At 45.1% G+C, this 26,727-nt stretch carries 33 protein-coding genes; 9 read left to right on the forward strand and 24 right to left on the reverse strand.

The window, feature by feature from the left end; translation table 11 throughout:
- Positions 1-29 precede the first annotated feature (29 nt).
- From rplN to G343_RS0104245, 14 genes are all read right to left on the reverse strand, one after another.
- The gene (gene rplN / locus G343_RS0104180; RefSeq protein ID WP_020006859.1) at positions 30-404 is read right to left on the reverse strand and encodes a 50S ribosomal protein L14; all 375 of its coding nucleotides are present in this window, start codon (positions 402-404) and stop codon (positions 30-32) included.
- Between the two features lie 29 nt (positions 405-433).
- A complete protein-coding gene (gene rpsQ / locus G343_RS0104185) occupies positions 434-697 on the reverse strand; it encodes a 30S ribosomal protein S17 (RefSeq protein WP_020006860.1) in 264 nt (87 codons plus the stop codon).
- A 21-nt stretch (positions 698-718) separates the two neighbouring features.
- The gene (gene rpmC, locus G343_RS0104190) at positions 719-928 is read right to left on the reverse strand and encodes a 50S ribosomal protein L29 (RefSeq protein WP_020006861.1); all 210 of its coding nucleotides are present in this window, start codon (positions 926-928) and stop codon (positions 719-721) included.
- Positions 918-1,352 carry a 50S ribosomal protein L16 gene (rplP, locus tag G343_RS0104195; RefSeq protein WP_020006862.1) on the reverse strand — a complete coding sequence of 145 codons (435 nt, stop codon included), beginning with the start codon at positions 1,350-1,352 and terminating at the stop codon, positions 918-920. The genes rpmC and rplP overlap by 11 nt, the downstream gene beginning before the upstream one ends.
- Positions 1,353-1,367: 15 nt before the next feature.
- Positions 1,368-2,012 (reverse strand): 30S ribosomal protein S3, encoded by a 645-nt coding sequence (gene rpsC / locus G343_RS0104200; protein WP_020006863.1) that lies wholly within the window; start codon positions 2,010-2,012, stop codon positions 1,368-1,370.
- Between the two features lie 22 nt (positions 2,013-2,034).
- Positions 2,035-2,424 carry a 50S ribosomal protein L22 gene (rplV, locus tag G343_RS0104205; RefSeq protein ID WP_020006864.1) on the reverse strand — a complete coding sequence of 130 codons (390 nt, stop codon included), beginning with the start codon at positions 2,422-2,424 and terminating at the stop codon, positions 2,035-2,037.
- A gap of 31 nt (positions 2,425-2,455) precedes the next feature.
- Positions 2,456-2,734: a 30S ribosomal protein S19 gene (rpsS, locus tag G343_RS0104210; RefSeq protein WP_020006865.1), complete on the reverse strand. Its 279-nt coding sequence runs from the start codon at positions 2,732-2,734 to the stop codon at positions 2,456-2,458.
- Between the two features lie 57 nt (positions 2,735-2,791).
- On the reverse strand, positions 2,792-3,622 hold the full coding sequence (gene rplB / locus G343_RS0104215) for a 50S ribosomal protein L2 (RefSeq protein WP_020006866.1): 831 nt from the start codon (positions 3,620-3,622) through the stop codon (positions 2,792-2,794).
- Between the two features lie 36 nt (positions 3,623-3,658).
- Positions 3,659-3,931, reverse strand: coding sequence for a 50S ribosomal protein L23 (rplW, locus tag G343_RS0104220; RefSeq protein WP_020006867.1), 273 nt, complete (start codon positions 3,929-3,931; stop codon positions 3,659-3,661).
- Positions 3,931-4,554 carry a 50S ribosomal protein L4 gene (gene rplD / locus G343_RS0104225; protein ID WP_020006868.1) on the reverse strand — a complete coding sequence of 208 codons (624 nt, stop codon included), beginning with the start codon at positions 4,552-4,554 and terminating at the stop codon, positions 3,931-3,933. Before rplD ends, rplW begins: the two co-directional genes overlap by 1 nt.
- Before the next feature lie 25 nt (positions 4,555-4,579).
- Positions 4,580-5,242 carry a 50S ribosomal protein L3 gene (gene rplC / locus G343_RS0104230; RefSeq protein WP_020006869.1) on the reverse strand — a complete coding sequence of 221 codons (663 nt, stop codon included), beginning with the start codon at positions 5,240-5,242 and terminating at the stop codon, positions 4,580-4,582.
- A gap of 26 nt (positions 5,243-5,268) precedes the next feature.
- Positions 5,269-5,577 carry a 30S ribosomal protein S10 gene (gene rpsJ / locus G343_RS0104235; protein ID WP_020006870.1) on the reverse strand — a complete coding sequence of 103 codons (309 nt, stop codon included), beginning with the start codon at positions 5,575-5,577 and terminating at the stop codon, positions 5,269-5,271.
- Between the two features lie 321 nt (positions 5,578-5,898).
- Positions 5,899-7,233, reverse strand: coding sequence for an NCS2 family permease (locus tag G343_RS0104240; RefSeq protein WP_020006871.1), 1,335 nt, complete (start codon positions 7,231-7,233; stop codon positions 5,899-5,901).
- Positions 7,234-7,269: 36 nt separating this feature from the next.
- The gene (locus G343_RS0104245; protein ID WP_020006872.1) at positions 7,270-7,905 is read right to left on the reverse strand and encodes a YczE/YyaS/YitT family protein; all 636 of its coding nucleotides are present in this window, start codon (positions 7,903-7,905) and stop codon (positions 7,270-7,272) included.
- Between the two features lie 154 nt (positions 7,906-8,059).
- Between G343_RS0104245 and G343_RS0104250 the strand changes: the two genes are divergently transcribed.
- From G343_RS0104250 to mspA, 4 genes are all read left to right on the forward strand, one after another.
- Complete coding sequence (locus G343_RS0104250) at positions 8,060-8,800, forward strand: PepSY domain-containing protein (protein WP_020006873.1); 741 nt, start codon at positions 8,060-8,062, stop codon at positions 8,798-8,800.
- A gap of 206 nt (positions 8,801-9,006) precedes the next feature.
- Positions 9,007-9,177 (forward strand): SE1832 family protein, encoded by a 171-nt coding sequence (locus tag G343_RS15555; protein WP_020006874.1) that lies wholly within the window; start codon positions 9,007-9,009, stop codon positions 9,175-9,177.
- 19 nt (positions 9,178-9,196) lie between these two features.
- The gene (locus tag G343_RS0104260; RefSeq protein ID WP_020006875.1) at positions 9,197-10,348 is read left to right on the forward strand and encodes an MFS transporter; all 1,152 of its coding nucleotides are present in this window, start codon (positions 9,197-9,199) and stop codon (positions 10,346-10,348) included.
- Entirely contained in the window at positions 10,345-10,659 is a 315-nt protein-coding gene (mspA, locus tag G343_RS0104265) for a membrane stabilizing protein MspA (RefSeq protein ID WP_020006876.1), read from the forward strand. The genes G343_RS0104260 and mspA overlap by 4 nt, the downstream gene beginning before the upstream one ends.
- Before the next feature lie 311 nt (positions 10,660-10,970).
- Here mspA and G343_RS0104275 read toward each other — a convergent pair whose 3' ends face one another.
- On the reverse strand, positions 10,971-12,233 hold the full coding sequence (locus tag G343_RS0104275; protein ID WP_020006878.1) for a lipid II:glycine glycyltransferase FemX: 1,263 nt from the start codon (positions 12,231-12,233) through the stop codon (positions 10,971-10,973).
- 56 nt (positions 12,234-12,289) lie between these two features.
- On the opposite strand from G343_RS0104275, the gene G343_RS0104280 reads away from it, so the two are divergent.
- Positions 12,290-12,535 carry a hypothetical protein gene (locus G343_RS0104280; protein WP_020006879.1) on the forward strand — a complete coding sequence of 82 codons (246 nt, stop codon included), beginning with the start codon at positions 12,290-12,292 and terminating at the stop codon, positions 12,533-12,535.
- Here G343_RS0104280 and G343_RS0104285 read toward each other — a convergent pair.
- The 4 genes from G343_RS0104285 to G343_RS0104300 all read right to left on the reverse strand — a co-directional run bounded on the left by G343_RS0104285 (position 12,520) and on the right by G343_RS0104300 (position 16,394).
- Positions 12,520-13,212, reverse strand: a complete 693-nt coding sequence (locus G343_RS0104285) for a VOC family protein (RefSeq protein WP_020006880.1) — start codon at positions 13,210-13,212, stop codon at positions 12,520-12,522. The genes G343_RS0104280 and G343_RS0104285 overlap by 16 nt on opposite strands.
- 109 nt (positions 13,213-13,321) lie before the next feature.
- Positions 13,322-14,455 carry an ABC transporter ATP-binding protein gene (locus tag G343_RS0104290; RefSeq protein WP_020006881.1) on the reverse strand — a complete coding sequence of 378 codons (1,134 nt, stop codon included), beginning with the start codon at positions 14,453-14,455 and terminating at the stop codon, positions 13,322-13,324.
- Positions 14,456-14,477: 22 nt separating this feature from the next.
- Positions 14,478-15,536, reverse strand: coding sequence for a GTP-binding protein (locus G343_RS0104295; protein ID WP_020006882.1), 1,059 nt, complete (start codon positions 15,534-15,536; stop codon positions 14,478-14,480).
- Positions 15,537-15,551: 15 nt separating this feature from the next.
- Positions 15,552-16,394, reverse strand: coding sequence for a DUF368 domain-containing protein (locus tag G343_RS0104300; protein WP_033426529.1), 843 nt, complete (start codon positions 16,392-16,394; stop codon positions 15,552-15,554).
- A gap of 161 nt (positions 16,395-16,555) precedes the next feature.
- On the opposite strand from G343_RS0104300, the gene G343_RS0104305 reads away from it, so the two are divergent.
- From G343_RS0104305 to serA, 3 genes are all read left to right on the forward strand, one after another.
- Positions 16,556-17,623, forward strand: a complete 1,068-nt coding sequence (locus G343_RS0104305) for an AAA family ATPase (RefSeq protein WP_020006884.1) — start codon at positions 16,556-16,558, stop codon at positions 17,621-17,623.
- A gap of 118 nt (positions 17,624-17,741) precedes the next feature.
- A complete protein-coding gene (locus G343_RS0104310) occupies positions 17,742-18,884 on the forward strand; it encodes a pyridoxal-phosphate-dependent aminotransferase family protein (RefSeq protein ID WP_020006885.1) in 1,143 nt (380 codons plus the stop codon).
- The gene (gene serA / locus G343_RS0104315; RefSeq protein ID WP_020006886.1) at positions 18,877-20,469 is read left to right on the forward strand and encodes a phosphoglycerate dehydrogenase; all 1,593 of its coding nucleotides are present in this window, start codon (positions 18,877-18,879) and stop codon (positions 20,467-20,469) included. Before G343_RS0104310 ends, serA begins: the two co-directional genes overlap by 8 nt.
- A 50-nt stretch (positions 20,470-20,519) precedes the next feature.
- Here the strand turns inward: serA and G343_RS0104320 are convergent, their stop codons facing one another.
- Entirely contained in the window at positions 20,520-21,647 is a 1,128-nt protein-coding gene (locus tag G343_RS0104320) for an HAD family hydrolase (RefSeq protein ID WP_020006887.1), read from the reverse strand.
- A gap of 333 nt (positions 21,648-21,980) precedes the next feature.
- Here G343_RS0104320 and G343_RS0104325 point away from each other — a divergent pair, with 333 nt between their 5' ends.
- Complete coding sequence (locus G343_RS0104325; RefSeq protein WP_020006888.1) at positions 21,981-23,648, forward strand: Na/Pi cotransporter family protein; 1,668 nt, start codon at positions 21,981-21,983, stop codon at positions 23,646-23,648.
- A 39-nt stretch (positions 23,649-23,687) separates the two neighbouring features.
- Here G343_RS0104325 and G343_RS0104330 read toward each other — a convergent pair whose 3' ends face one another.
- The 4 genes from G343_RS0104330 to G343_RS0104345 all read right to left on the reverse strand — a co-directional run bounded on the left by G343_RS0104330 (position 23,688) and on the right by G343_RS0104345 (position 26,692).
- A complete protein-coding gene (locus G343_RS0104330) occupies positions 23,688-24,611 on the reverse strand; it encodes an ArsA family ATPase (RefSeq protein ID WP_020006889.1) in 924 nt (307 codons plus the stop codon).
- 59 nt (positions 24,612-24,670) lie between these two features.
- A complete protein-coding gene (locus tag G343_RS0104335; RefSeq protein WP_020006890.1) occupies positions 24,671-24,928 on the reverse strand; it encodes a cory-CC-star protein in 258 nt (85 codons plus the stop codon).
- A 79-nt stretch (positions 24,929-25,007) separates the two neighbouring features.
- Positions 25,008-26,342 carry a type I glutamate--ammonia ligase gene (gene glnA, locus G343_RS0104340; protein ID WP_020006891.1) on the reverse strand — a complete coding sequence of 445 codons (1,335 nt, stop codon included), beginning with the start codon at positions 26,340-26,342 and terminating at the stop codon, positions 25,008-25,010.
- Between the two features lie 11 nt (positions 26,343-26,353).
- The gene (locus tag G343_RS0104345) at positions 26,354-26,692 is read right to left on the reverse strand and encodes a MerR family transcriptional regulator (protein ID WP_020006892.1); all 339 of its coding nucleotides are present in this window, start codon (positions 26,690-26,692) and stop codon (positions 26,354-26,356) included.
- Positions 26,693-26,727: the final 35 nt, after the last annotated feature.

The following is a 26,727-nucleotide window of genomic DNA, read 5'->3' on the forward strand; positions in this document are numbered from 1 at the left end:
GGAATCGCACCTCCTTTTTTATATGTGAATTATAATACTTCTGGTGCAAGTGATACGATTTTCATGAAGCTGCCTTCACGCAGTTCACGTGCCACCGGACCAAAGATACGTGTACCTCTCGGAGCTTTATCATCACGGTCACGGATAACGACACATGCATTTTCATCAAAACTGATGTAAGAGCCGTCTTCGCGACGTACGCCGGACTTTGTCCTTACGATAACTGCTCTGACAACTTCGCCTTTTTTAACAACGCCGCCTGGTGTTGCATTTTTGACGGTAGCAACAATGATATCACCGATGTTCGCTGTCTTACGGCCTGTACCCCCCAGGACTTTGACAGTAAGCACTTCACGTGCGCCTGAATTATCTGCCACTTTTAAACGGGATTCCTGTTGAATCATGCGAATGAACCTCCTTTACCTTCGATTGTTTATATGAGTACTGATTCTTCAACGATTTCCAACAGACGGAAACGTTTGGTCGCAGACAACGGACGTGTCTCTTGAATCCTGACGATGTCGCCCATTTTCGCTGAGTTGTTCTCATCATGTGTTTTATATTTCTTAGAATATTTTACCCGCTTGCCAATGACAGGGTGTCTTTTCTGTGTTTCCACAACGACTGTTACGGTTTTGTCCATTTTGTCAGAGACAACCCGGCCGCTGTAGATTTTGCGTTCGTTTTTATCTTCCAAGATGTGAACCTCCTTTTTCAATTATTGGTTTGCTTTGGCTTCGCTGATTTCTCTCTCGCGGATCGTTGTTTTCATTCTTGCGATCGTTTTTCTAACCTCTTTGATACGAGCAGTGTTTTCTAGCTGTCCTGTAGCTAGCTGAAAGCGCAGGTTAAAAAGTTCTTCCTTCATTTCTTTAACGTTTGTCTCGATTTCGGAAGTTGTCAAATCACGGATTTCTTTAGCTTTCATGCGTATCACCACCTAATTCTTCACGTTTAACGATTTTAGTTTTTACAGGAAGTTTGTGAGCTGCAAGACGAAGTGCTTCTCTGGCTACTTCCTCAGACACACCTGAAACCTCAAACATGACACGGCCGGGTTTCACAACTGCTATCCAGCCTTCAACAGCACCTTTACCAGAACCCATACGTACTTCCAATGGTTTTTTCGTATATGGTGTGTGCGGGAAGATATTAATCCACACTTTACCGCCACGCTTCATGTAACGTGTCATTGCGATACGGGCAGCCTCAATTTGTCTGGATGTAATCCAGGATGTTGTCGTAGCCTGCAGACCGTATTCACCGAATGATACTTCTGTCCCGCCTTTCGCACGTCCTTTCGTATCCGGACGATGCTGGCGACGGTATTTAACTCTTTTTGGTAATAGCATTGTTATTTTCCTCCTTTACTTATTATCATTCTTAACAGGAAGAACTTCTCCACGATAGATCCAGACTTTGACACCGAGCTTGCCGTATGTCGTATCTGCCTCTTCATGTGCAAATTCAATGTCAGCACGCAGTGTATGCAGTGGAACTGTTCCTTCGCTGTAGCCTTCAGAACGTGCGATGTCTGCGCCTCCAAGGCGTCCGGAAACCAATGTTTTTATACCTTTTGCTCCGGCTTTGACTGCTCGTTGCAGCGCCTGTTTTTGCGCACGGCGGAAAGAGACACGGTTTTCAAGCTGACGTGCAATACTTTCTGCTACAAGCGTCGCATCCATGTCCGGCTTTTTCACTTCAACGACATTGATGTGCACTTTCTTATTGGTGAGATTATTGAGTGCAGTACGGAGCTTGTCGATCTCGCTTCCGCCTTTACCAATTACCATACCTGGTTTGCCAGTATGAAGCGCAATGTTCACACGATTCGCAGCACGTTCAATTTCCACTTTGGAAATCGCCGCATCTTTTAAATTGTTTTCAATATACTCACGGACTCTAAGGTCTTCATGCAGCAGATCTGAGAATTCTTTATCTGCATACCATTTTGCCTCCCAGTCGTGGATGACTCCGACACGAAGTCCATTAGGATTTATCTTCTGACCCAAATTAATTCCCTCCTTGTAATTTTTATGCGTTTTCTTCCACTGTGTTTTCTTCTGTCTCTTCTTCAAGTTCATCTTCATAAACCATTTCAGAGACTACGACTGTTATATGACTCGTCCGTTTGTTGATCTTTGTCGCACGGCCCTGGGCACGCGGACGGAACCGTTTCAACGTCGGGCCTTCATCAGCAAACACTTCGGAAATGTACAGGCTGTCAACATCCATGTCATAGTTATGCTCAGCATTCGCAACGGCTGATTTGAGCACTTTCTCAACTACGGGCGAAGTTCTTTTATTCGTCAGTTTAAGAATTGAAGTTGCTTCTCCAACTTCTTTTCCGCGGATAAGGTCCAGTACTAATCTCACTTTGCGGGGAGCAATTCTGACTGTTTTAGCTACTGCTTTCGCTTCCATCTTTCGTTCCTCCTTTTATACCGTCTTTAACTTATCGTCTGGTTCTTCTGTCGTCTTTCGCATGGCCTTTGAACGTTCTTGTTGGAGCAAATTCTCCAAGCTTGTGACCAACCATATCTTCTGTAACATAGACAGGCACATGTTTACGTCCATCATATACCGCAATTGTCTGGCCGATGAAATTAGGGAAAATTGTAGAACGGCGTGACCAAGTTTTAATTACACTTTTCTTCTGGCTTTCGTTGTTTGTTTCAACCTTTTTCATGAGGTGATCATCAACGAAAGGTCCTTTTTTAAGACTGCGAGCCATTTAGGCGCCTCCTTCCAATGATGCGTGCGGATTGATCATCCGCACACCCTGGTTACTTTATTTTTTACGCTTTCTTACGATTAACTTGTCAGAATGATTTTTACCTCTGCGGGTTTTCTTACCGAGAGTTGGTTTGCCCCAAGGGGAGACTGGGGACGGCATGCCGATCGGCGCACGTCCTTCACCGCCGCCATGAGGGTGATCGTTAGGGTTCATTACAGAACCGCGTACTGTAGGACGCACCCGCTGCCATCTGGTTCTGCCTGCTTTACCGATATTGATAAGTTCGTGCTGTTCATTGCCGACTGCACCGATAGTGGCACGGCAGGTCGCAAGAATCATACGCACTTCACCGGAAGCAAGTTTTACAAGCACATATTTACCTTCTTTACCAAGCACTTGTGCGTCAGTACCCGCAGATCTTGCGAGCTGCCCGCCTTTACCTGGTTTAAGTTCTATATTATGAATCCTTGTACCCTCCGGTATATCATTAAGCGCTAACGCGTTGCCTGTTTTAAAATCCGCTTCAGACCCGTTCATGATTTCATGTCCTACTTTTACACCTTTCGGTGCCAGAATGTAACGCTTCTCGCCGTCAGCATAATGAACGAGTGCAATATTTGCTGAACGGTTCGGGTCATATTCTATCGTTGCGATTTTACCAGGCACACCGTCTTTATCACGTTTGAAGTCAATTTTTCTGTATTGGCGTTTGTGCCCGCCGCCTTTGTGGCGCACAGTCATTCTGCCCTGGTTATTGCGTCCCGCTTTTTTCGGAAGCGGCTGTAATAATGACCGTTCCGGCGTCGTTGATGTGATTTCATTAAAGTCAGAACCAGTCATAAAACGACGAGCGTTAGTGGTTGGCTTATGCTTTTTGATCCCCATCTCGTTTTACCTCCTTAATGGTATGCGGCTCACTGATTAGAAAATATCGATCGAGCCTTCTTTTAATTTTACGATTGCTTTTCGTCTTTTACGTGTAAAGCCCTCATAACGTCCCATACGTTTTTTCTTGGGTTTGTAGTTCATAATGTTCACTTTGCTTACTGTTACATCAAAAATCTCTTCGATTGCATGTTTTACTTGTGTCTTGTTCGCTTTCAGATCTACATCGAAAGTATATTTATCTTCAGACATCAAGTCAGCAGAACGCTCAGTGATTACCGGACGTTTAATTACATCGCGTGCATCCATTACAGAAGCACCTCCTCTGCTTTATTGATCGCACCTTCGGTGAATATAACACGGTCAGCAGAAAGGATATCCAGCACGTTCAACCCTTCCGGAGTCAGTGTTGTAACGCCTTGCAGATTACGGGAGGAAAGCTCGATATTCACATCTTTTTCCTCAAGTACGAGAAGTACTTTTCTGTCCGCATCAAGGCTTTCAAGAATTGCCAGGAAGTCTTTCGTTTTCGGAGCGTCCATCGTGAAATTTTCAACTGCCGTGAACACACCCTCGTTCACTTTTGACGAAAGCGCTGAACGGAGTGCCAGACGACGCATTTTCTTTGGCATTTTATAGGAGTAGCTTCTGGGCGTCGGTCCGAACACTACGCCTCCGCCAACGTGCTGCGGTGCACGGGTCGAACCCTGACGTGCATTGCCGGTTCCTTTTTGTCTGAACGGTTTTCTGCCGCCACCGCGTACCTGGGAGCGGTTCTTAACCGCATGTGTACCTTGACGAAGTGATGCACGCTGCAGATTAACTGCTTCGAACAGCACATGCTGATTTGGCTCGATGCCGAAAATGTCCTGGTTAAGCTCTATGGAATTAACCTTAGTTCCTTCTTTTGATAAAACATTTAAATTAGCCATGTGTTAAATCCTCCTTCCTTAATTATTACTTAACACCTTTTTTAAATGACGCTGCTACTTTTATATATCCTTTGCGCGGACCGGGCACATTCCCTTTGATAAGCAGAACATTGCGCGCTCCATCCACTCTTACGATCTCAAGATTTTGAAGCGTTACAGTATCTCCGCCCATGCGTCCAGGCAGTTTTTTGCCCTTGAAGACACGTGCCGGATCACTCATCTGTCCGATTGAACCCGGGGACCTATGGAAACGGGAGCCATGGCTCATTGGTCCGCGATGCTGATTGTGGCGTTTGATGACACCCTGGAAGCCTTTGCCTTTGGATGTTGCCGTCACGTCCACAAAATCGCCTGCTGCAAATGTATCTACCTGGACTTCTTGACCGACCTCGAATTCATCTGCTGCGAGATTTTTGAATTCGCGTACGAAGCGCTTAGGGGCTTTGCCGGACGCTTTGGCATGGCCGGTTTCCGCCTTGTTTGCATATTTATTGCTTCTGGCGCCCTCGTAGTATTCGCGCTTGTCGTCAAAACCGATTTGCACTGCATTGTATCCGTCAGTTTCCTCAGTTTTCTTCTGAAGTACTACATTGCCTGCTGCCTCTACTACTGTTACAGGGATGAGTTCGTCGTTTTCTCCGAAAACTTGAGTCATTCCCACTTTTTTACCTAAGATTCCTTTGGTCATCGAAAGTCGCACCTCCTGTTAATTGATTATAATTTGATTTCGATGTCTACACCTGATGGCAGATTGAGTCCCATCAGGGCATCAACTGTTTTTGGTGTAGGATTAAGAATATCGATCAGACGTTTGTGCGTGCGCTGTTCAAACTGTTCACGTGAATCCTTGTACTTGTGCACCGCACGGATGACTGTGTAAACAGATTTATCTGTCGGCAGCGGTATCGGGCCGGATACATCCGCGCCGGAACGCTTTGCTGTTTCTACAATTTTCTCCGCTGATTGATCAAGCACCCTGTGGTCGTACGCTTTCAAACGAATACGAATTTTTTGTTTTGCCATTATTTAACCTCCTTTTTGGTCGTCATCATTGATTGATAGACTTCTCCACGAAAATTCTCTATACACGCAGCCATGGCAAAGCGGCCGGGCGTGTCAGTAACCTCTCGCTTCTTCGATACTAAAAACCTGTGCCATCCTTGATGAAACGGCATGTTTTTAACATGGGCACACAGAGAGCGCCCAATTTCAGTCCAACGTTAGATATGATACATGAAAAAAGTGAAAAAATCAACAGAAAATACAAGATTTTTTCACTTATCAGCATGGATTTCTCTTAACCTAATCAATTTTACATTATTAAGTTACAAATTACAACGATTTTTATTCAGTCATAAACAAGAAGTATAGCAGGAAGACCACAAATAATCCGTACATCACCGGATGAATCTCTTTCCTCCTGCCCGCCATAACCATGGTTATTGGATAGAACACAAAACCGATGGCAATCCCTGTGGCGATACTGTATGTCAATGGCATCATAAACATGGTAAGGAATGCAGGCACCGCAACTTCAAACTGATCCCATCTGATTTTAGAGAGATTGGAGACCATTAGGGCGCCTACAATAATCAGAGCCGGAGCTGTTACCTCAGATGTAAAAGTAACAATCAGCGGCGAGAAGAGTACTGCAAGCAGGAAAAGAACGCCTGTGACAACACTTGCAAAGCCCGTGCGCGCACCAGCCGCCACACCTGCCGTTGACTCCACATAGGAAGTTGTTGTTGAGGTTCCAAAGATTGCCCCTGCAATCGTCGCGATAGAATCGGAAAGAAGTGCCCGGTTTCCGCGCGGAATTTTATTATCTTTGATCATGTTAGCCTGACTTGCTACCCCTACCAGCGTCCCTGCAGTATCAAAAAAATCCACGAACAGGAATGTCAATACCACAACCAGAAATTGCACTGTGAAGAGTTCAGAAGGGGTCGCGAACCCTTCGAATGCCGCGCCAAATGTCGGTTCCAGACTTGGCACAGACCCGATGACGCTCCCGGGCATCGGCACAAGACCAAAAATCAGGCCAATGCCGGCAGTAATGATCATACCTATGAAAATTGCAGCAGGTACTTTCCTTGCCATCAGTATTACGGTGATTACAAGGCCCACAACAGCAAGTACCACTTTTGGATCATGCAAAGTACCAAGCGAAACCAGCGTCGCTTCATCAGTCACAATCATCCCCGCGCCCTGGAGGCCGACGAATGTGATGAAGAAGCCGATCCCCGCACTGACGGCCATCTTCATTTCCATAGGTATGGAGTTAATGACATACTCCCTTAAACCTGTCACCGTCAGAACAGCAAAAATGATTCCGGAGAACAGGACGCCGGTTAAGGCAGTCTCCCATGGAATGCCCATCGACAGGACAACTGTAAATGCGAAGAATGCGTTTAAGCCCATGCCCGGGGCAAGGGCAATCGGATACTTCGCGTACAATCCCATGACAAGACAGCCGATAAATGCAGCCAGCGCCGTTGCAACAAATACTGCATCCATGTTCATCCTCATGGAATCAGGGATGCCCTCTATACCCTGAAGTGAGAGCACGGACGGGTTGACCGCCAATATGTATGCCATTGAAAGGAAAGTAGTCACCCCACCGACAATTTCACGCCGGAAATTTGTACCATGACCTTCAAAATCAAAATACTTCTTCATATTTCTCCCCATACTTTCATTAAGATTACGTTTAAGTTAGTTGACTTTGATGATATTCGGATCATCACTGCCGAGGAAAGCCACCAGCAATTTGCGTGTAAAAGGCAGAAATAGCTCGATCAATTTGCCGAGACCAAGGATGATGATGACCGTACCGATAAATACTGGCCCGCCGAGCAGAAAACCCAGAACTGCGGCCCCAAGTTCCATCAGATTGCGTGCTGCAGATAATTTCATATTGAATTTTTCAACCATCACCAGCATGAGCGTATCCCGAGGTCCAGCACCCAGATTTGGGGTGATGTAGAACGCCACACCAAAAGCCATCACGAAAAGTCCCAGGGTAAAAATAAGTGAGTGTGCCACCCAGCCCTCCACTTCTGGGATCAGCCAGTTGAACACATCTATAAAGATACCGATGGCGAACATATTGATATACACACCCAGCTTTGGCCATTGTTTCCTGCCGATTGAAGTCAGCAAAACGATGATTGCCCCTGTAATAATCGCCCAGCTGCCGATAGTAAGTCCAAAAGTCTGCCACAATCCGTAATGAAGTACATCCCATGAACCTAAACCCAGCAGCCGTCCTTTGATTGTCAGAGCGATACCCAAAGCAAGAATGACCAGTCCAACCACATAAAAAAACCAGCGTTTCGTCAGATTATTCAACCAGACACCACCCTTCACCTTCATATCTCAAATAGTTTACGCCTCTGTGAATAAAAACGCAATATGTTTCCCTCAATCTTCCGGGCGTTTACATTTTTCATATTAGGGGAATCTATAATCTAAAACCATTCAACAGACAGGAGAGGTGATATAAATGAAATATGGAAATCGGTTAGCGGGAGCACTATTGAGTGCCGCATTAATTACTGCAGCATGTGGCGGAGGCGCATCTGACGAGAGCGAGGATACCGAGCAGGAGACAGATGCGCCTGCTGACGAAGATCCAGTCGTTGAAGATGACAGCTCCGGCGATGACAGCGATACAGGTGATGAAAGCACCACCGGAGGAACTGAAGAAAGTACTGATGAAGCTTCATCGGACAGCAGTGATGGTGATGATACACCGACAGACAGTGAGGACAGCGATGCTGCTACACCCAGTGACGGCAGCAGTGATACCATCGGCATAGAGGAAATTAACCACGACGCCCGGGGAGCAGTCGATGCCGCAATGGAAGAGTTCGACGGTGAACTCGTCGGGCTGGAACTCGACAATGAAGATAACCAATGGGTCTATGAAGTTGATCTGCAAAATGAATCAGAGGAATATTCAGCAACACTGTCAGTAGATGACCTCTCTATAGTTAATGAAGAAACAGATTCGGATGATGACCAGGACACTGGAGATCAATTCACCTATGGCAATGCTGTACCTGCGGAAGAAGCAATGCAGACAGCACTGGATGAAGCCGGCGGTGAAATTGAAGGATTTAGCCTGGATATGGATGACGGGCAGATGGAATATGACATCGAACTGAAAAATACAGATAACGGAGAAGCTGATATTCTTATCGCTGCAGAGTCAGGGGACATTATAGAAACGGACTATGATTAAGCTGATGGTGAAAGCTGAAAATTAAACGCAGCAGAATATCCCCGCTGAATCAGATCGTCCCGCACCGCCGGTTACATTTGTAACCGGCGGTGCAGTCTATTCATACACTAAATGTAAATTTTTCTCGTTAAACCTGTCTGCCCCTATTTCCTTACACCGCCATGAATGTGATATGATACAACTATAATTCAAGGGGGTGAATATCCATGGATTTGGAATATAGACTATTGGAATTGAAGAATGAATATATCAGTGTCCAGGGGGATATCGAAAAACTTGAATCCACCGGAAATAATATAGAGAAAATGGAAGAGCGCCTCTCCGGGCTCGAGGATAAAATTTCCCAGACGAAACAGGAAATTAAGAATCAGAAATAATATCTAGGAAGTGCACGGTATGAAGAGAACGATTTCGCTCATAATGGTCATCCAGTTCCTTATATATTTTGGGTTTAGTATGATCATTCCGGTCATCCCCCAATTGGTGGAAGAAATGGGTGTTTCCACAACACATATGGGCTGGCTCCTTGCCGTCTATTCCCTGGCAAGTTTTCTGTCCGCACCATTCTTCGGGAGATTGAGCGACAGATTCGGACGAAGGCCGATCCTCTTATATGGCCTGCTTGCCTTCAGCTTCAGTTTTCTGATCTTTGGGATGTTTATAGACGTGCTGTGGATCCTTTACATAAGCAGGCTGATCGGCGGCGCCGCTTCAGGCGCACTGTATACGGCGACGACCAGCATGGTGGCAGATATCACCCCTCGTGAGACACGAACGAAATACATGGGCCTCCTCGGCATGTGCGTCGGTATGGGCTTCATATTCGGCCCGGGAGTCGGCGGTCTTTTGGCTGACATCAGCCTGAGCCTCGCGTATTACATGACCACCGTTGTGATCATCGGCGCCTTACTGTTCAGCATTTTTAAAATTGAAGAGACTTACCGTCCGGGCAATACTGCCGGTAAGAACATCACTCTGCCAAGCGAATACTTTATCCGGCCGGTGGGCATCCTTCTTATCACCACCTTCTTCCTCATGGTGACGATGAGCGGTATGGAAAGTACGTTCCAGCTGCTCGGCATAGAGCGCATCGATATCACGCCTGCTGAAATGGGGGCTCTGTTCTTTATCGGGGGCATATTCAACGCCATTGTGCAGGGCGGGGTCATACGGAAGCTCAAGGACGGCCAGGAATATCCGATGATGGTACTCGGCCAGGGACTGGCTTTGATCGCGTTCATTATGCTGCCGTTTATGAACAGCCTTATTTATGCCGGCATATGTATTGTGCTTTTAATGTCCGGTCATGCACTCGTCAGAACACTGGTCACTTCCATGATTACAAAGGAAGCTGCAGATCATGAGGTCGGCCGTCTGACAGCCACTTCATATTCCCTCGACAGCCTGGGAAGAATCTTCGGACCAGTCGTGTTTAATCTATTATTCATCGTCACGCCGGGCACGCCGTTCTGGTTTGGCGCCGGACTGACAATATTCACGACTTATTTCATTTTCCAATATTATAGGAAGAGGAGAAAAATGGCATGATTTTAACTGTTCTGATGCTTCTCAGCTATCTTGTGATCAGCGGAATTACTATTTTAGCAATGAGAAGCAGATTACTGGATATCTTACGCATAATAGCAGGGATTGCATTTTTACTAATCGCAACAGTCACATCCCTGAATGCAGCAAACCCGGGGAGCTTCCTGACCTTCGCCCTGGCAATCTGCATCTTCGTCTCTGTCGAAATTACAGGCTTTAAAGAATATAAAGGAGACCGCCCCCGATTATTCCTGATACATGCATTCACAGGTATGCTCTCCCTGGCGTATATCATCATGCTTTTTACCCTTTAGTTTAGAATTGAGGTGGCCACCCATGCGGCGGGTTATTCTGATACTGCTCGTTTTGATGCAATTAATGTTTTTTATCAACTTTGTGATCAACGACGGTATTATATTCTTTAGCATTTATGTCTGGGCAGTGCTCAGCATAATCTCTCTGATTTCAGGATGGCGGGCACTCAAATCTGAACCTAATCTTTACGAGAACCGTAAAATCCACCTGACACTGTCCTTATCCTTATTTTTATTATCAGTAATATCCCTGGTCTTCATATTGATTATAGTAATTTTAAGACCTTTTTATCTGTAAAAAGACGCCGTCATCAACGGCGTCTTCTTTTTATCAATTGATTCAATTTCACTTTCCCTTTTTGGAATGCTGGGACACCGATTTCAGCCATCGTATACACAGGTTTGTTGATTACATAGTCAAACTCACCGATCTTCTCACTGACTTCAGTCCCCCATACTTTTTTGAACTGCCACAGTCCGAAATGCGGGGAATCTTTCTCCGGCGATACACTGACACCGCCGAAGTCATAGGTTTTCGCACCATTCTCCCTCGCATACTTCATCATCTCAAACTGCAAGTGATGATTCGGAAGATATTCACGATAACCGTCTGAAGAGGCACCGTAAAGATAATAGGCTTTATGTCCGGCTTGTGCGAGGAGCGCACCGGCCAGAATGACACCTTCAGGATGCTCCTGTTTGACAACTTCTATTTCCACCAGCTGGCTGGACAGTTTCTCCCGGCGATTTGAAAGATCTTTCAACTGATTTTCTTTCTTGCTGCTTTCCTTTTTTCTATGCGCTTTCTCCATCTCTTCCTCAACTTTATATAAATCATTTTGGAGAGACACCGAGACCTCTTCCGGCATGAGCTTCACAAGGAACAGTTCCAGGTGTCCATTGGGATGCAGATGATCGTAAAGGGATTCGAAGTAGGTGATATCCCGCGTTAAAAAGCCGTCCCGTTCCCCGGTTTCTTTCATCAGTTCCACAAACACAGGTAATTTATCGCGCTCCGCTTTATATACCACTGTACCACGTCTGATCGCATTCCTTACTTTTGTCCGGTTATTCCTTTCAAAGCTTTGAAGCAGTGCTTTATCATCCTTGGCGATATCCGTAACCATCGTCTGCCTTGGCTGGATATTGTCCTTGCTCATGCCATCTGCCAGCCCCCGGTGTTTAAAACCCAGCTTTTCAAGGAAAGTGATGGTGTGCCGGTGTGCTTCGAGTGGAAGATCCGGATCTATTTTTATCGCATAGGCATTTTCATCCCTGGCGATCTTAAGCGTCTCATCCAGCATGAACTTCACAAGTTCCCTGTCGTTGTAATCACACACGAAACCTCTTGAGATATAGCACAAGGTATGCTTCGTCTTCGGTATTTTTTTGAATAAGAGCATCGCCACACCGAGCACATTGCCGTTTTCATCACCGGCGGCGATACGCCTGGAGTACCAGCCCGTCAGCTTTTTGGACTGTGCCCAATCCGTCAGCTGCAGAAGATCTCCATTATTATGGCTTTCAACAAATCGATTGTGCTCCGTGTTAATGATATTCAACAATTTAAGCATAATAATCTCCATTTCAATAGTATCTGATATAATATTTCCCAGGGAGGGGCGTTATAATGAGAGTTGTAATTTTGATTATACTCACAATTGTAAATTTGTTCAGCATCATCCAGCTGGGTCAGTATGGGAGCGGTGACCTGATTGCCATGATGAGTTTAAGAGTCATACTCTCAGTCATCACCTTTTTGTTATCCCTTGCATATATTCTTGTCAGAGGAACTAAAAGTGAAATGATCATGAGTACCGTTACCGGTTTAATCGCACTTTCCCATTTTGGATATATTGTTTATATAAACTTATAGACTGCGCCTTTGTATATTGCTGATTCACCGTTCATATCCAGCTCCAGGATAAGGGACGGTTTTTCATTTTCAGTGAATGTGACACTCGTGTGCGCATCAATTTCCCCATTCCATATCCCGAGTACATCATAAAAGGCCTCCCATTGCTCCCTGTTTCTCACTTCATGATGAATATTCAGTTTCGGCCGCGGATGGATGAAGTCACCGCGCAGATGCCTGATCCGCTCCACTCTTTTTTCGGCTGCTTCATCCCACTGGATAAAGAAAGGGAAAATGACTTCATCCCCTGGGACATACAGCAGCTGCCAGCTGATTTTTTCGCCGTCGGTCGTTCTTTCCATAGAGATCGGTCCGATGGTACAAAACCCTTTTTCTTTAAAGCGCTCCGCAAGCTGGGCGATATCATCAGTACTGAGTGCATATCTGATGAACCCTTCTTCATAACCAAGAGTGTCGATCGTCTTTGCAAAGGAGTCCTTCTCATCATCCAGATGCTGCTTAAATACTGCCTCGTCTTCGATAGATAAAAATTCAATATATCTGTCATCCAGATAAGATAAAAGGTTGGCTGTACCAAACCGCTGGTGCCTGCCGCCTGAATGTACAGGCAGGAGCGATGAACTTTTTGTATCCTGCAAATCTTTCACATAGTGAATAATATGATCAAATTTTACCATCCGTGTCACCTCTTTTTATAACTATATCATATCAGTGCACACTCTCCCCGGATTTTAATGTATGAAAAAGCCTGCTATTATAAGGTATGATCACTGATCAGCCCTTGGATTATTTCAGCGTTTTCGCTTCGGACTGAGTCTGCTCTAAAACCACAATCCGCTCATCATTCACAGGGTTGAAGAAATGCCCTTTACTTATATCGAAAGCCAGTTTCACATCATCCCCGGGCTTCACATCCTTATCTCCCCCTGCCTTGAAAATGAATTCCTGCCCGTTTAGTTCGGAGTACAGCAGCACTTCTGCGCCCAGCAGTTCACTGACCCTTACTTCCGCAGTAAATACACAAACGTCATCCAGTCCGCTGAAAACTGATACTTCTTTTATATGTTCCGGACGAATACCAAATTTTATCTTTCTGCCTTCATACCCGTCTTCCGTCAGCTTATGTCTCTGATATTCCGGGAGATCCATAACCAATTTCCCGATGATAAGTCTGCCATTTTCTATTTCAGCTTCGAAAATGTTCATGGCCGGTGCGCCAATGAATTTTGCCACAAAGACATTTTTCGGAAAATCATAGACCGCTTTCGGCGAACCGGTCTGCATGATTTCTCCTTTATCCAAAACAACAAGTCTTGAAGCCATCGTCAACGCTTCTGTCTGGTCATGGGTAACATAAACCGTGGTTGTAGAAAGCCGTTTATGAAGCCTAATAATCTCTGCACGCATCTGAACCCTCAATTTTGCATCCAGATTGGACAGCGGTTCATCCATTAGAAAAACATTGGCTTCACGGACAATTGCCCTGCCCAGCGCAACACGCTGTTTCTGCCCGCCTGAAAGTATTTCGGGCTTTCGGTTCAGATAGTCTGTCAAATTTAGTATTTCCGCTGCGTTTTCCACGCGTGTTTTAATTTCATCTTTCAGTGTTTTTCTCAGCTTCAGTCCAAATGCCATATTATCAAACACGCTCATATGGGGATACAAAGCATAATTCTGGAACACCATAGCAATGTCCCTGTGTTTTGGCAGCACTTCATCCATGCGCTGCCCATTGATATAAATGCTGCCGGCCGACACAGCTTCAAGTCCCGCAATCATTCTGAGCATCGTTGATTTTCCACTGCCGGACGGGCCGACCAGAACAATGAACTCACCGTCCTGGATCTCCAGGTTGAATTCGTGTATGACAGGTGTTTCATCAAAAATTTTTTTAACGTTTTCAAGCTTCATTTCAGCCATTTTAAAAACCCCCGGCGGACATTCATGATTCCTGTTTCCTGATTATTTCTCCTCTGTGTGACTTCAGCACTTCCCGGGCAAAATCGTTCATTTCTCCAGCGTAGTCAAATGTCCCTTTTAACACCGGGAAAATATTCCTGATCCCTATTTCGCCCAGTGTAGAGAAAACGAATGATACAACATTCAGTTTTCTCAGCTTAAATACCGTGCTGAAAACACTTGCCAGCCGTCCGATGTATTCCTTTGATGTTTTACCGTCTTTGTCCGATTCCTTTGCCCGGTTAATATAGTCAGCCGCCCGCGGGATTTCCATCCCAGCCGCTGCTTCGTCCTGTCCGGTGACTGAGTAATGGGATTCTGTCATCTCTTCGATCGATCTATACGCCTTTTTTAAGATAACGTCTTTAAATCCAGGCGACAGCAGCTTTGTGCCCAGCCTGTTGAGTTTTTTATTCAAAAATTTCTCCAAATATTTTGCACTTCCCGCTCTTTTGTTAAAAGTGCTATCCTTGTCATCGAAGATTGGATTAAGCGCTGCTCTCAAAGCCCCTAACCCGTAATCATCTTTGATGCTGACGAAAATATAGCGGAGGGGCTGGTCCAGATCTCTTTTAAACGTGACATGAAGTTCTGTATCCTTGTCATGCTTCAGCGTGCTGCTGTCTTTCTGGCCGGATACGTCTGTCAGGGTGTCCGCTTTATTGTATACGAAAGTGACAGAAATCTTTTTCTTTGCCAGGAAGCGGATTATTTCTTCATCGGCTTCTCTGATTTTTGAAGAGAACACGTACAGCACATGTTTGATGTTTGTTTTCCTGAGCAGCTTTTTATATTGCTTCGGTGAGTATTCAGCTGTGCCGACGCCCGGGAAATCCAGGAGCCATCCGCGCCTGCCGTACTCATGTCTGATGATTGTACGTGTCGCATCGGTCTGTGTGGATATATGCGCAGCCGTACCTGAAAGTTCATTGACAAGTGCACTTTTTCCGGCATCTACCTGACCAATGACACCAATACGGTAATCGATGGTGTCCTCGATGAAATTTTGGAACTCAAGCGCAATGGGATGGATTCTGCGCATGACAATCACCTCTTTTTATATCGTGTCTTCGTTACCTCTGCCCATATACCAGCTGATGGCAAAACCGGATACTGCTGCTGCAATTGTGATTACCCAGGAAATACCGGAGGCCGGCAGGCCTGGATAAATTGCAAATACCGACCCGGCAACGAGCCCGAGAATCAGAGCATATGTCAGATACGTATAATGCCGTAATAAGTATTGGATGACCCGGCTCGCAACAAGCAGACCGACAATGACACCCAATCCTGCTGCAATCAGTATCGGCAGAACTTCCAGATTGAATGATGTCAATTCACTAAGCGAATATATGATGACTGAATATGAACCGATGATCAGCAGCACCAGTGAACCGGATATTCCCGGCAGCAGCATTGTGGACGAAGCCAGTATACCGCTGAAAAATAATTCTATCAGTAAAGGGAGTGTAATGGAGATATTCTGTACTGTATCCTCGGTACCTCCCGCCATCCCCATCAGGAAGAGCCCGGCGATTGCGAGGGCAATCAGGGTATAGTGCGGGGCTTTGAATTCTACTTTATAGTTCGATATTCTGAGCATCATCGGAATGACCCCTGCAACCAGGCCGATGAAGAACCAATGGGTCGGGACCATATGATTTTTCAGCAGAAAATCAATCACGGATGACAGTGATAATACTGCGATACCCATGCCGATAACAAGGGGGATCAGAAACAGTATCGCTTTTTTATAATGCTTTGACACAACCCTGCTGATGGCGCCCAGAAACTGATCGTAGATGCCTAACAAAAGTGCCATTGTACCGCTGCTGACTCCGGGGATCAATTCACATATTCCCATTAGAAACCCTTTTACTATATTTACCCATCTGATCATTCGGTATACCTCGCATGTCGTTTAAATCTATATTTATCTACCCTGCGATTATAGCACATTCCGGTACTGAACCAATATTTATACACTACAACTTATTTGATAAAAATTGAACATATTGATATAACTGCCCTAATAAGACATTATGAATGGAGACTTTGATTGTGAGAGACTTAGGAATCTATTTTGGAACATTCGCTCCCTGCCATGTCGGGCATTTCGAACAAATCATACGAGCCAAACGCGAGAACAAACATGCGCTTGTTATTGTGAGCGGTTACGAAGGCGACCGCGGGCAGACTTACGGCATGACACTTGAAAACCGTGTTAAAGCGATGCGGCAGCTCCTCGCCAATGATGACAGTGTCACAGTTCTCAAACTGAATGAAACGGATATCCCCAGATACCCTCACGGGTGGGAACCCTGGCTGAAAATGCTGGCTGAGAAAATTGATGAAGGGATTGCACTTCTGAAATTTGATGTAAATCAAGTGACCTATTATATCGGGGAGCCGGAGTATACGGAACCGCTTCAGCATTTCTTTGGCAGAGAGTGGCCGGACATTGATACACAGATTACGATGGTCGATCGTAAGATTCTGGGTATCAGCGGCACAAGCATTCGTGAAGAACCTATTCTAAACTGGGATTATGTCACCCGGCCGTTCAGAAGATTTTTCGTACAGAATGTCCTCGTCATCGGTGCAACAGCGACCGGCAAATCCTCTCTGGTTCAGGATCTCGCAAGAAGATACTCCACCAGTTACTCAGCGGATTATGTCAAAACATATCTTTCTGACAATAAGATTGAGAATGATGAGCTCGATGTTAAAGATTTTCATGCAATGGGAACAGGCCAGTTCGAGGTCAACAAAAAAAACATCCATTCACCTGAAACCAGAAAAGTATTTTTCGCAGATACGGATGTCATGATGACAAAGATCCACATGAAAATGTACGCGGACGGCGAAGAATTCAATCAATTAAGAGCCGTGTTTGATTATTTCATCCAGCTTCAGAACTGGTCCCTCGTCCTGGTGCTCCCGCCCGCTGGAGACCAGGACGTGCATGCATCCTATAACCAAAGGATGCATGAAATGATCCTGCAGGAAATTGAGGATCAGCAGTTAAATGATCTCACCCATATTTTAGATGGTGAATCATACAGGGAACAATACCAGGAAGCCCACACGCTTGTAGATGAAATATTGAAAGCAGGCAAGGATAATTGATGAAATCGTATTCATTTGTAAAATTATACTTCTGCGGACAGATCACCTGCGTTATTGATGGAAAATACAGATAATTTTGTTATCATGGTTTACATCTATTTTAAATGGAGGAAATCAAATGGAACCAAAACTGTTGCTTACACCCGGCCCAACCCCTATCCCGCCTGAAGTTACCAGCAGAATGTCCGAAGGTATGATCGGCCATCGTTCAAATGACTTTAATCAGCTGATGGAAAATATTCAGCCAAAATTGAAAAACGTATTAGGCACCGACGATCCTGTAGTGATACTGTCCTCCAGCGGGACCAGTGCGCTTGAAACGGCTATGGTCAATCTCGTAAAAACACAGGAAGCCGTAGTAATCATAGTCAGCGGCGCATTCGGTGACCGTTTCAGAAATATTGCCAAAACATACCCTGTCGATGTCCACATATTTGAGGTTGAATGGGGGAATGCGGCTGATGTTGATGAATTTGAAGATTTTATGAACGGAATCAGCAATGTGAAAGCAGTTTTCACCCAGGCCTGTGAAACATCAACGGCAGTGATCCATCCGCTGAATAGTCTCGGTAAAGCTGTTAAGAAGTATGATGAACAGACTCTGTTTATCGTTGATGGCGTCAGTGCTGTCGGCGGTATGGCATTTAATATGGCAGAAAATTACATCGACTGTCTCGTCACAGGCAGCCAGAAAGCTTTAATGCTCCCGCCTGGTCTTTCATTTGTATCTATGAACGACAGGGCAAGGAACAGAGCAGCCGACAATGACATCCCGCGGTTTTATCTGGATATCAACAGGTATTATGATGCCTTGGAGGACCAATCCACACCGTTTACACCGGCTGTTTCTCTGATACAGGGATTGGAAAAAGTACTGGAAATGCTGGAATCGTCAGGCATAGACAATGTTTATACACGGCATGCAAAAATGCGTGATATGCTTCGCGCCGGACTTCGGGCGCTCAACCTGGAAATGCTTGTCGCTGATGAATACGCTTCGCCGACAGTCACCGCGTTCAAATCCAATGAAGATGAACTTTCCTTTATCAAAAAAAGACTGAAGAACGACTTCCAGATTACGATTGCCGGAGGGCAGAAGGAACTTAAAGGGCAAATACTGCGCATCGGCCATATGGGATATATGTTCCCCAATGACATGCTCAGAGTACTCGCGGCTCTGGAAGCGATCGTCAGTGATTACCGTGAAATCAAATACTATGGAAAAGCACTTGCTGCTGCTCAGGAGGCATACTATGAATAATTTTAAAGTACTTGTCCTTGATCCGATCAATGAAGATGGCATTAAAGAACTGATTGACCACCCCAACTATGATATAGATGTAAATACAGGGTTGAGTGAACCTGCAATATTGGAGATTGTCCACGATTACGAAGCAATTATTGTCAGAAGCCAGACCACGATCACCGACAAGATCATCCAATATGCACGGCGTCTGAAAGTGGTTGCCAGAGCCGGTGTTGGGGTGGACAACATCGATATTGATGCAGCGACAAAATACGGTGTCATTGTCATCAATGCGCCTGACGGCAATACAATCTCAGCAACTGAACATACGATGGCGATGATGCTGTCACTCACACGGGACATACCATCTGCCCATAAGGAACTGTCAGAAGGCGTATGGGACCGTAAAGCACACAAAGGGACTGAGATGTATGGCAAAACGCTGGGCATCCTCGGAGCGGGCAAAATTGGTTTCGGAGTAGCCAAACGTGCGCAGAGTTTTGGTATGAACATCATCGCATTTGACCCTTACCTGTCAGATGACAAAGCACAGGAAGCGGAAATAGGAAAGATGGAAGTAGATGAAATTGCAGAACGGGCGGATTTCATAACCGTTCATACTCCCCTGACACCGCAGACCCAAGGCATTGTGGGAGATGAATTCTTTAGGAAAGCGAAGCCGGGGCTGAAAGTGGTTAACGTTGCAAGAGGCGGAATCATCGATGAAAGTGCACTCCTTAACGCGCTTGAGGAAGGACTTATTGGAGGTGCAGCTCTGGATGTATTTGAAGACGAACCGCCGACAGACCAAAAACTGCTCGGTCATCCAAATATTGTCGTCACCCCGCACCTCGGTGCCTCAACTGTGGAAGCCCAGGAGAAAGTCGCAATCAGCGTTTCCCGGGAAATAATCGATATTCTGGAAAATAATACGATCATTCATGCGGTCAATGCACCGCGTATCAATGAAACGATAAATAAAGAACTTAAACCTTACATGAACATTTCAAATCATATGGGCGGAGTTGCCATCCAGCTGATGAACCGCCCGCCATCAGAAGTGAAACTGAAGTATCACGGTGAACTCGCAATTGATGATACAAGCATGCTGACACGCTCTTTTGTTTCCAGCATGCTGAAACCCCACCTTGGAGAGCACGTAAATATCATTAATGCACTCTATCTGCTGCAAGAACAGGATGTGACTTATAAGGTGGAGAAAAAAGGGAAGGCGCATGGCTACAGCAACTATCTCGAAGCCGAACTGGTCAACGATGAGGAGACACTTGTACTCGGCGCAAGTGTCCTGAACGGTTACGGGGAGCGTATCGTCAAGATTAACGGGTATCGGGTCGACATTAAACCGGCCGAGCACCTGCTATTTATCAATCATCAGGACAGGCCGGGTATTATTGGCGAAATGGGCATTACCCTCGGCAAGTATGCGGTCAACATCGCAAGCATGCAGCTCGGGCGCTACGACGAAGGCGGCAACGCATTGTTGTCCCTCTCCCTTGATCAGAATGTCAACGCTGAAGCGATGGATGAGCTCGCCGAAATCGAAGGCTTCCACAACCTTAAACAAGTGGATCTGTCTTAAAACATAAAAACAGCGAATGAAAGTCCTTTTCAGGATTTTCATTCGCCTTTTTATTCACGAAAGCTTTTCTCAGCTTCCCCGGTGTTTAATATGATCTCTTCTGCATCGAGCACTGATTCGGTAATGTTCGTCACACCCAGGGCCTCAAAGCTTGGAATGATTTCATCTCCTGTCAGCCCTGTGAGCGTGGCGATAAATTCGGCACCGATTGCGTCCGCACAATAGAAATCGGCAATAGAGTCTCCGACGATAAAAATCTTTTCATCAGCAGTATTCTTTTTGTCAATCGCGTTTTCAAAATGTGCTTCATCCTGACCGTACAGACTCCATAGATAACTGTATGGATGCGGCTTTGCCAGCGATGAAGTCACCTTAACCGTATCCTCTGCAGCAAGAACTTCTGAAGCTGTAGATACTCTGTTACTTCTGAATATTTCCATCAGGCCATGCTGATTGAAAGGAATGAGCGTTTCCTGTCTCGGTCTCCCTGTGGCAACACCAATCTCAACTCCGGCATCAAGAAGACGTTTCAGCATCGCTTTAATCTCCGAGGGCTGGCGAATCCACTCTTCATCGTGGATAAACCCCTGTTTTCCTGGTTCCTCAGCCTCCATACCTGTAGAATCCAGTACACGTTCACTGCCCAGATACCATTCCTGGTACTTATACTGGCCGCGTCTCCAGATGGGCCCATGCATATCAAACACTGTGGAATCTGACAGACCGATTTCGTTAACCGCCCTCTCAATCAGTGCTGTGTATATGGTGTCCTTCGTATAATCCCCGTCTTTCAGAAACTCAACGACCCGGCTGTACTCCGGTTCTGCATTACCAAGCATCTTCCCGACTTTGTATATATCTGCAAAATCTATGCTGCCGGCACTGAGTTCAGCCTGTTTAATCAGGTCGATATAGATCACAGAGAAGGTGACAAACAACATATCCCAATTGGAATTCAAGCCCATTTTCTTAAATCTTTCCAATACTTCATCTCCTGAAAATACAGAGGTCCTTATCTCATCTATCTCTGCGTCGCTATAATGAATTTTAAATGTTCCCTGTGCCAGATTCAGATATCTTGGACTGTACAGCATTTCATGTACAGCAAGCGCTGAAACATCGAAACATCTTTCTTCGCTCAAAAATACACCATCTACATCAAACAATGCCACCGTCACAGTTATTTCCCCCTTTCATAGTCATGAATTAATAATGATTTCAAGTGTCTCATATTGCATGAACCGTGTCGACTGAACATCATAATTATTTTATAATTATTAATGTACAAGCATCATAATTCATTCAACTTGATATATCATTCACAGCCTATTTAAAATGACATTAGATTAAACTTTAGTGAACATGATAATTTAACCTGGGTTAATTTATTTTTCCTGATGCATTTTTTTATATTCCGTCCTATAATATGAATCGTGACATCACAAGTAAATATTAGGTAAAATTCATTAAAATAATGTAAAGGTACCCATGTGCCTGTGTGGAGGAATTTTATGGAAATAAATCCGATTGACGTCGTTTTCCTTTTTCTCGGCGGACTAGGGATTTTTCTTTATGGCATTAAACAGATGGGGGATGGACTTCAGGCAGCTGCGGGCGATCGTCTTCGGGATATACTAAACCGTATGACCTCGAATCCGATCAAAGGGATCCTCGCAGGGATAGTCGTCACTATTTTGCTCCAAAGCAGTACTGGTACAACAGTGATTACGGTCGGGCTTGTATCAGCAGGATTTATGACTTTAAGACAGGCAATCGGTGTAATTATGGGGGCAAACATCGGAACAACTGTCACTGCGTTTATCATCGGACTCGATATCGGAGAGTATGCCCTGCCAATACTGGCGCTTGGCGCTTTCCTGATTTTCTTCATGGGTAACAATCCGAGAGTAGTGAATACCGGCAGAGTGTTCTTTGGGTTTGGCGCGCTTTTCTATGGTCTGGAATTGATGAGTCAAGGGGTGCGGCCGCTGGCTGACTTGGAAGCTTTTTCAGACCTGATGCTGAATATGGCCGAGAACCCATTCCTCGGCCTTGGCGTCGGGACCGTGCTCACGTTGATCGTACAGAGTTCCAGTGCAACAATTGCGATACTTCAGGGGTTCTATGCGAATGATCTGCTGGAGCTCAGCGCAGCGCTGCCGATACTGCTTGGTGACAACCTTGGTACGACGGTCACCGCCATATTGGCTGCACTTGTGGGCTCCATCACAGCCAAACGTGCTGCTGCAGTGCACGTGATTTTCAATCTGCTCGGCGCTGTAATCTTTCTGATCATCATGCCACTGTTTGTTTCACTCATAGAATTCTTCCAGAACTCTATGAATTTGAATCCGGAAATGACCATCGCTTTTGGACACGGATTCTTTAACATCTCCAACACGTTGATCCAGCTGCCGTTCATATTTGTTCTGGCCTGGATTGTGACCAAACTTATTCCGGGAAGGGATGTTGCCGAGGAGTTTAAACCGAATCATCTGGATCCACTGCTCCTGAAGAATTCACCTTCGCTTGCGATTCAGGGAGCGCAGAAAGAGGTTAAGAATCTCGGCAATCTGACTCTCAGCACCCTGGAGGATGCAAAAGAATACAGCGAAACCAATAATGCTAAGGTTTATAAGGGTATCAAGGAAAAGATCAATGTGGTTGAAGCATTGCAGGACAGCATCAGAAACTACCTGATCAATGCATCGAAGTATGATATCTCCCAGGAAGATATTGAAAGACAGGCAACACTTTTAGAAGTTACACGGATTTTCTATAAAGCCACTGCCCAGATGACCGATTTCGCAGACAGCTACCACAAAAAGTTCAGAGAAGACATCAAGCTTTCAGAAGCCGCACAGACAGGACTTGAAGACTTATATGAATATGTCCATATGTCATATAAAAAAGCCATAGACACGCTGGATGTCTATGACACACAGGACTTGGAAGAAGTCATCAGACTGAGTCAAAAATCTTATAAAATTGAGAATAAACTTAGAAAACAACATGTAAAAAGACTCAATAAGGGGCAATGCTCCACTGACGGCGGTCTTTTATACGTAGACCTCATCAGTACATTGGAAAGAATCGGATATAATGCAAGAAACATTTCTGAGACAAGCCTCAGCAATGAAATTGATGACTTATCTGAAGACTACACAATATATGAATGATAAAAAAAACACCTCATTTTGAGGTGTTTTTTACGTTCCCTAATAATACTGGCTGAATGTTTCAAGGTGCTCCCTGTCAGTAATATCGTGCGGAAACAATGGAATATAGATCTTTTCCTGTTCCACAAATACTTCCCTGATCATATCCAGGTATTGCTGTTCATGTGCTTTCCGCTGTAATAGAAAATCACCTTCCGTTACTTCCGGCAGAACTTTGTTAATAATCAGCGTCTTTACATGCAAATGGTATTGATCGAGTAATTCGATCGCTTTTTGTGTTTCTGCAATCGGCAGGCGTTCGGGATTGATGACAAAGGCAAAACCAGTCGTATCCCCGTCGAGCATGATCTCACGGACTTTGGAAAAACGTTCCTGACGCTGTTTCAAAACGTCATAAATGGGATCTTCCACCGGATCGCCATCGTTAAGCAGCTGCGTATAATTCTCATTTGTCTCCTGACGTTTCTTCAGCATGCCCTCAATCCAGACTCCCATCAACTCAGGTAATGACAGCAGCCGGATTGTGTGGCCGGTCGGAGCAGTATCAAAAATGACCTTATCGTAAGCATCACTTTCTTCCAAAATAATTGAAACCAGTTTATCAAACAAGGCAGCTTCCTCTGCGCCTGGTGACGATTTTGCGGTCGTGAGATGGCGGTTGACCTCATCCATCCGGCTCGATTGTATGACACTTTTGATATTTTCTTTGACGCCTTGTATATACATTTCTGTTTCCGCTGCCGGATCAATTTCAAGTGCAGACAGATAATCCGAAACTCTAGTGATACTGCCTCCAATCGATTTACCAAAAATATCACCTAAATTATGCGCAGGATCAGTCGAAATCAAAAGTGTATTTTTCCCTTCTCCGGCTGCTTTCCATGCGATTGCCACCGCAGATGTCGATTTCCCTACACCGCCTTTGCCGCCGACAAAAATAATTTTCTTTTCTAAACCCTGCACGTGACAAAACTTCCTTTCCTCGATTTTCCATTATACCATTCATACGAAGAGCATTAGTTCTAACAACAGCGTATACCGGTCAGCGGGGATTTATCCATGCCCATGCGCAAATGCCAATCATGGAACTCCTCAATCATATATGGATATAATTCCAGCGTATAATAATAAACCGGATTCGGTATGCCGATCATTTCTGAATATAACATCAGTAAAAACAAATCGTCCTGATCCCTCAGCTCCCGGGCAATTTCCTGCCGGTGCGGCATACTCAATACTTCATCATAATACCTGGCGAGCTTCTTCAATTGTTCCAACATAAAAATCCCCCTGAAACAGATACTTTCTAAGTCCTGCTTCAAGGGGGATGATATTAATACTGTCTGAACATGTCCGTAATTAATACTGACTCAGATACTGATTGATTTCCCATTCCGATACATGGGCGCGGTACATATCCCATTCTACAGTCTTATTACCGTCAAACTGCCTGTATATATGTTCACCAAGTGCATCCTGCACAAGATGATCCTCCTTTAGCGCTTTTAGTGCGGTATACAGTGTGGACGGGAGATCTTCAACACCTACCGCTTCTCTTTCCTCCCGGGTCATTTCATATATGTTCTCATTGACTGGTGAAGGCAGTTCTGTTTTATTCTTAATGCCATCAAGTCCGGCTCTCAGTATTACAGCTAATGCCAGGTAAGGGTTAGCCGATGGATCCACTGACCTGATTTCTGCCCGTGTGGAAAGTCCGCGTGAAGAGGGGATCCTTAACAGCGGAGAGCGATTTTTGCCGCTCCAGGCAACATAGCTTGGTGCTTCATATCCCGGCACAAGTCGTTTGTATGAGTTAACAAGCGGGTTACAGATGGCCGTAAAGCCCCTGGCATGTTTTAGAATACCCGCCATGAAGTACCGCATATCTTCACTCAGGCCGATGTCATCATGCTCATCAAAAAATGCATTTTCATTGCCATTGAATAATGAAACGTTGAAGTGCATACCGTTCCCGTTGATACCATACAACGGTTTTGGCATGAACGTCGCATGCAGATTGTGCTTTCTTGCCACAGTCTTGACAACAAGTTTAAACGTCTGGATATTGTCACATGCGGTGATTGCATCTGCGTATTTAAAGTCAATTTCATGCTGTCCTTCGGCCACTTCGTGGTGGGAGGCTTCAATATCGAAGCCCATGTCTTCGAGCTCCAGTACAATATCCCTGCGGCAATTCTCACCTAAATCTGTCGGTGCAAGGTCAAAATACCCGCCCTGGTCATTCAGCTCTGTCGTCGGACGTCCGTTTTCATCCAATTTGAACAGGAAAAACTCAGGTTCAGGGCCTAAGTTGAAATCTGAGAAGCCCATGTCTTCCATTTCTTTCAACACCCGTTTTAAGTTTGAACGCGGGTCTCCTTCAAAGGGTTCGCGATCCACATTGTAAATATCACAAATCAATCTTGCCACTTTTCCATTACCTGCAGTCCAGGGGAAAATTGTCCAAGTATCCAGGTCCGGTACGAGATACATATCAGATTCTTCAATTCGCACAAACCCTTCGATTGAGGATCCATCAAACATCATCTCTCCATCTAAGGCTTTGTCCAATTGACCGACAGGCACTTCAACATTTTTGATCGTTCCTAGAATATCAGTGAACTGTAATCTCAAAAACCTGACATTCTCCTCTTCTGCAATCCTTTTAATGTCTTCTCTTGTAAATTTACTCATAAGTCACTTCCTTATCTTTTAGTAAAAAACCTTGATAGATCTCCGCGGTTCAGCATTGGTTTCTGATGTCCAACATGTTTCAGCACTTCGGGTGTACTTGACTTTTTCGGCTCATTCAGAAGTTCGCCGATGCGTTTCGTAGTAAACCCTTTCTCCATGTAATTTTTAATACTCAGCAGTGTATCCAGATCATTCATCGAAAATTTTCTATGATTTCCTTCAGAACGCTCGGGTTGAATCATCGACAGCGTCTCATAATACCTGATCTGCCTTGCTGTCAGTCCAGTCAATTTCATGGCTGATGACATGGGAAAAACAGGTGTACTGCGTCTCATCTGGTCGGTATCCAAAATGATCACCTCAAATCATATACATAAAATAGCAT

This window comes from Salinicoccus albus DSM 19776, from assembly GCF_000385175.1.
In the GTDB taxonomy this organism is placed as follows: Bacteria; Bacillota; Bacilli; order Staphylococcales; family Salinicoccaceae; genus Salinicoccus; species Salinicoccus albus.

Coding starts and splice junctions, on each gene's coding strand:
- rplN (WP_020006859.1), bottom strand. CDS start 404: ATGATTCAACAGGAATCCCGTTTAAAAGTGGCAGATAATTCAGGCGCA.
- rpmC (WP_020006861.1), bottom strand. CDS start 928: ATGAAAGCTAAAGAAATCCGTGATTTGACAACTTCCGAAATCGAGACA.
- rplP (WP_020006862.1), bottom strand. CDS start 1,352: ATGCTATTACCAAAAAGAGTTAAATACCGTCGCCAGCATCGTCCGGAT.
- rplV (WP_020006864.1), bottom strand. CDS start 2,424: ATGGAAGCGAAAGCAGTAGCTAAAACAGTCAGAATTGCTCCCCGCAAA.
- rpsS (WP_020006865.1), bottom strand. CDS start 2,734: ATGGCTCGCAGTCTTAAAAAAGGACCTTTCGTTGATGATCACCTCATG.
- rplB (WP_020006866.1), bottom strand. CDS start 3,622: ATGGGGATCAAAAAGCATAAGCCAACCACTAACGCTCGTCGTTTTATG.
- rplW (WP_020006867.1), bottom strand. CDS start 3,931: ATGGATGCACGCGATGTAATTAAACGTCCGGTAATCACTGAGCGTTCT.
- rplD (WP_020006868.1), bottom strand. CDS start 4,554: ATGGCTAATTTAAATGTTTTATCAAAAGAAGGAACTAAGGTTAATTCC.
- rplC (WP_020006869.1), bottom strand. CDS start 5,242: ATGACCAAAGGAATCTTAGGTAAAAAAGTGGGAATGACTCAAGTTTTC.
- rpsJ (WP_020006870.1), bottom strand. CDS start 5,577: ATGGCAAAACAAAAAATTCGTATTCGTTTGAAAGCGTACGACCACAGG.
- G343_RS0104240 (WP_020006871.1), bottom strand. CDS start 7,233: ATGAAGAAGTATTTTGATTTTGAAGGTCATGGTACAAATTTCCGGCGT.
- G343_RS0104250 (WP_020006873.1), top strand. CDS start 8,060: ATGAAATATGGAAATCGGTTAGCGGGAGCACTATTGAGTGCCGCATTA.
- G343_RS15555 (WP_020006874.1), top strand. CDS start 9,007: ATGGATTTGGAATATAGACTATTGGAATTGAAGAATGAATATATCAGT.
- G343_RS0104260 (WP_020006875.1), top strand. CDS start 9,197: ATGAAGAGAACGATTTCGCTCATAATGGTCATCCAGTTCCTTATATAT.
- mspA (WP_020006876.1), top strand. CDS start 10,345: ATGATTTTAACTGTTCTGATGCTTCTCAGCTATCTTGTGATCAGCGGA.
- G343_RS0104275 (WP_020006878.1), bottom strand. CDS start 12,233: ATGCTTAAATTGTTGAATATCATTAACACGGAGCACAATCGATTTGTT.
- G343_RS0104280 (WP_020006879.1), top strand. CDS start 12,290: ATGAGAGTTGTAATTTTGATTATACTCACAATTGTAAATTTGTTCAGC.
- G343_RS0104285 (WP_020006880.1), bottom strand. CDS start 13,212: ATGGTAAAATTTGATCATATTATTCACTATGTGAAAGATTTGCAGGAT.
- G343_RS0104290 (WP_020006881.1), bottom strand. CDS start 14,455: ATGGCTGAAATGAAGCTTGAAAACGTTAAAAAAATTTTTGATGAAACA.
- G343_RS0104295 (WP_020006882.1), bottom strand. CDS start 15,536: ATGCGCAGAATCCATCCCATTGCGCTTGAGTTCCAAAATTTCATCGAG.
- G343_RS0104300 (WP_033426529.1), bottom strand. CDS start 16,394: ATGATCAGATGGGTAAATATAGTAAAAGGGTTTCTAATGGGAATATGT.
- G343_RS0104310 (WP_020006885.1), top strand. CDS start 17,742: ATGGAACCAAAACTGTTGCTTACACCCGGCCCAACCCCTATCCCGCCT.
- serA (WP_020006886.1), top strand. CDS start 18,877: ATGAATAATTTTAAAGTACTTGTCCTTGATCCGATCAATGAAGATGGC.
- G343_RS0104325 (WP_020006888.1), top strand. CDS start 21,981: ATGGAAATAAATCCGATTGACGTCGTTTTCCTTTTTCTCGGCGGACTA.
- G343_RS0104335 (WP_020006890.1), bottom strand. CDS start 24,928: ATGTTGGAACAATTGAAGAAGCTCGCCAGGTATTATGATGAAGTATTG.
- glnA (WP_020006891.1), bottom strand. CDS start 26,342: ATGAGTAAATTTACAAGAGAAGACATTAAAAGGATTGCAGAAGAGGAG.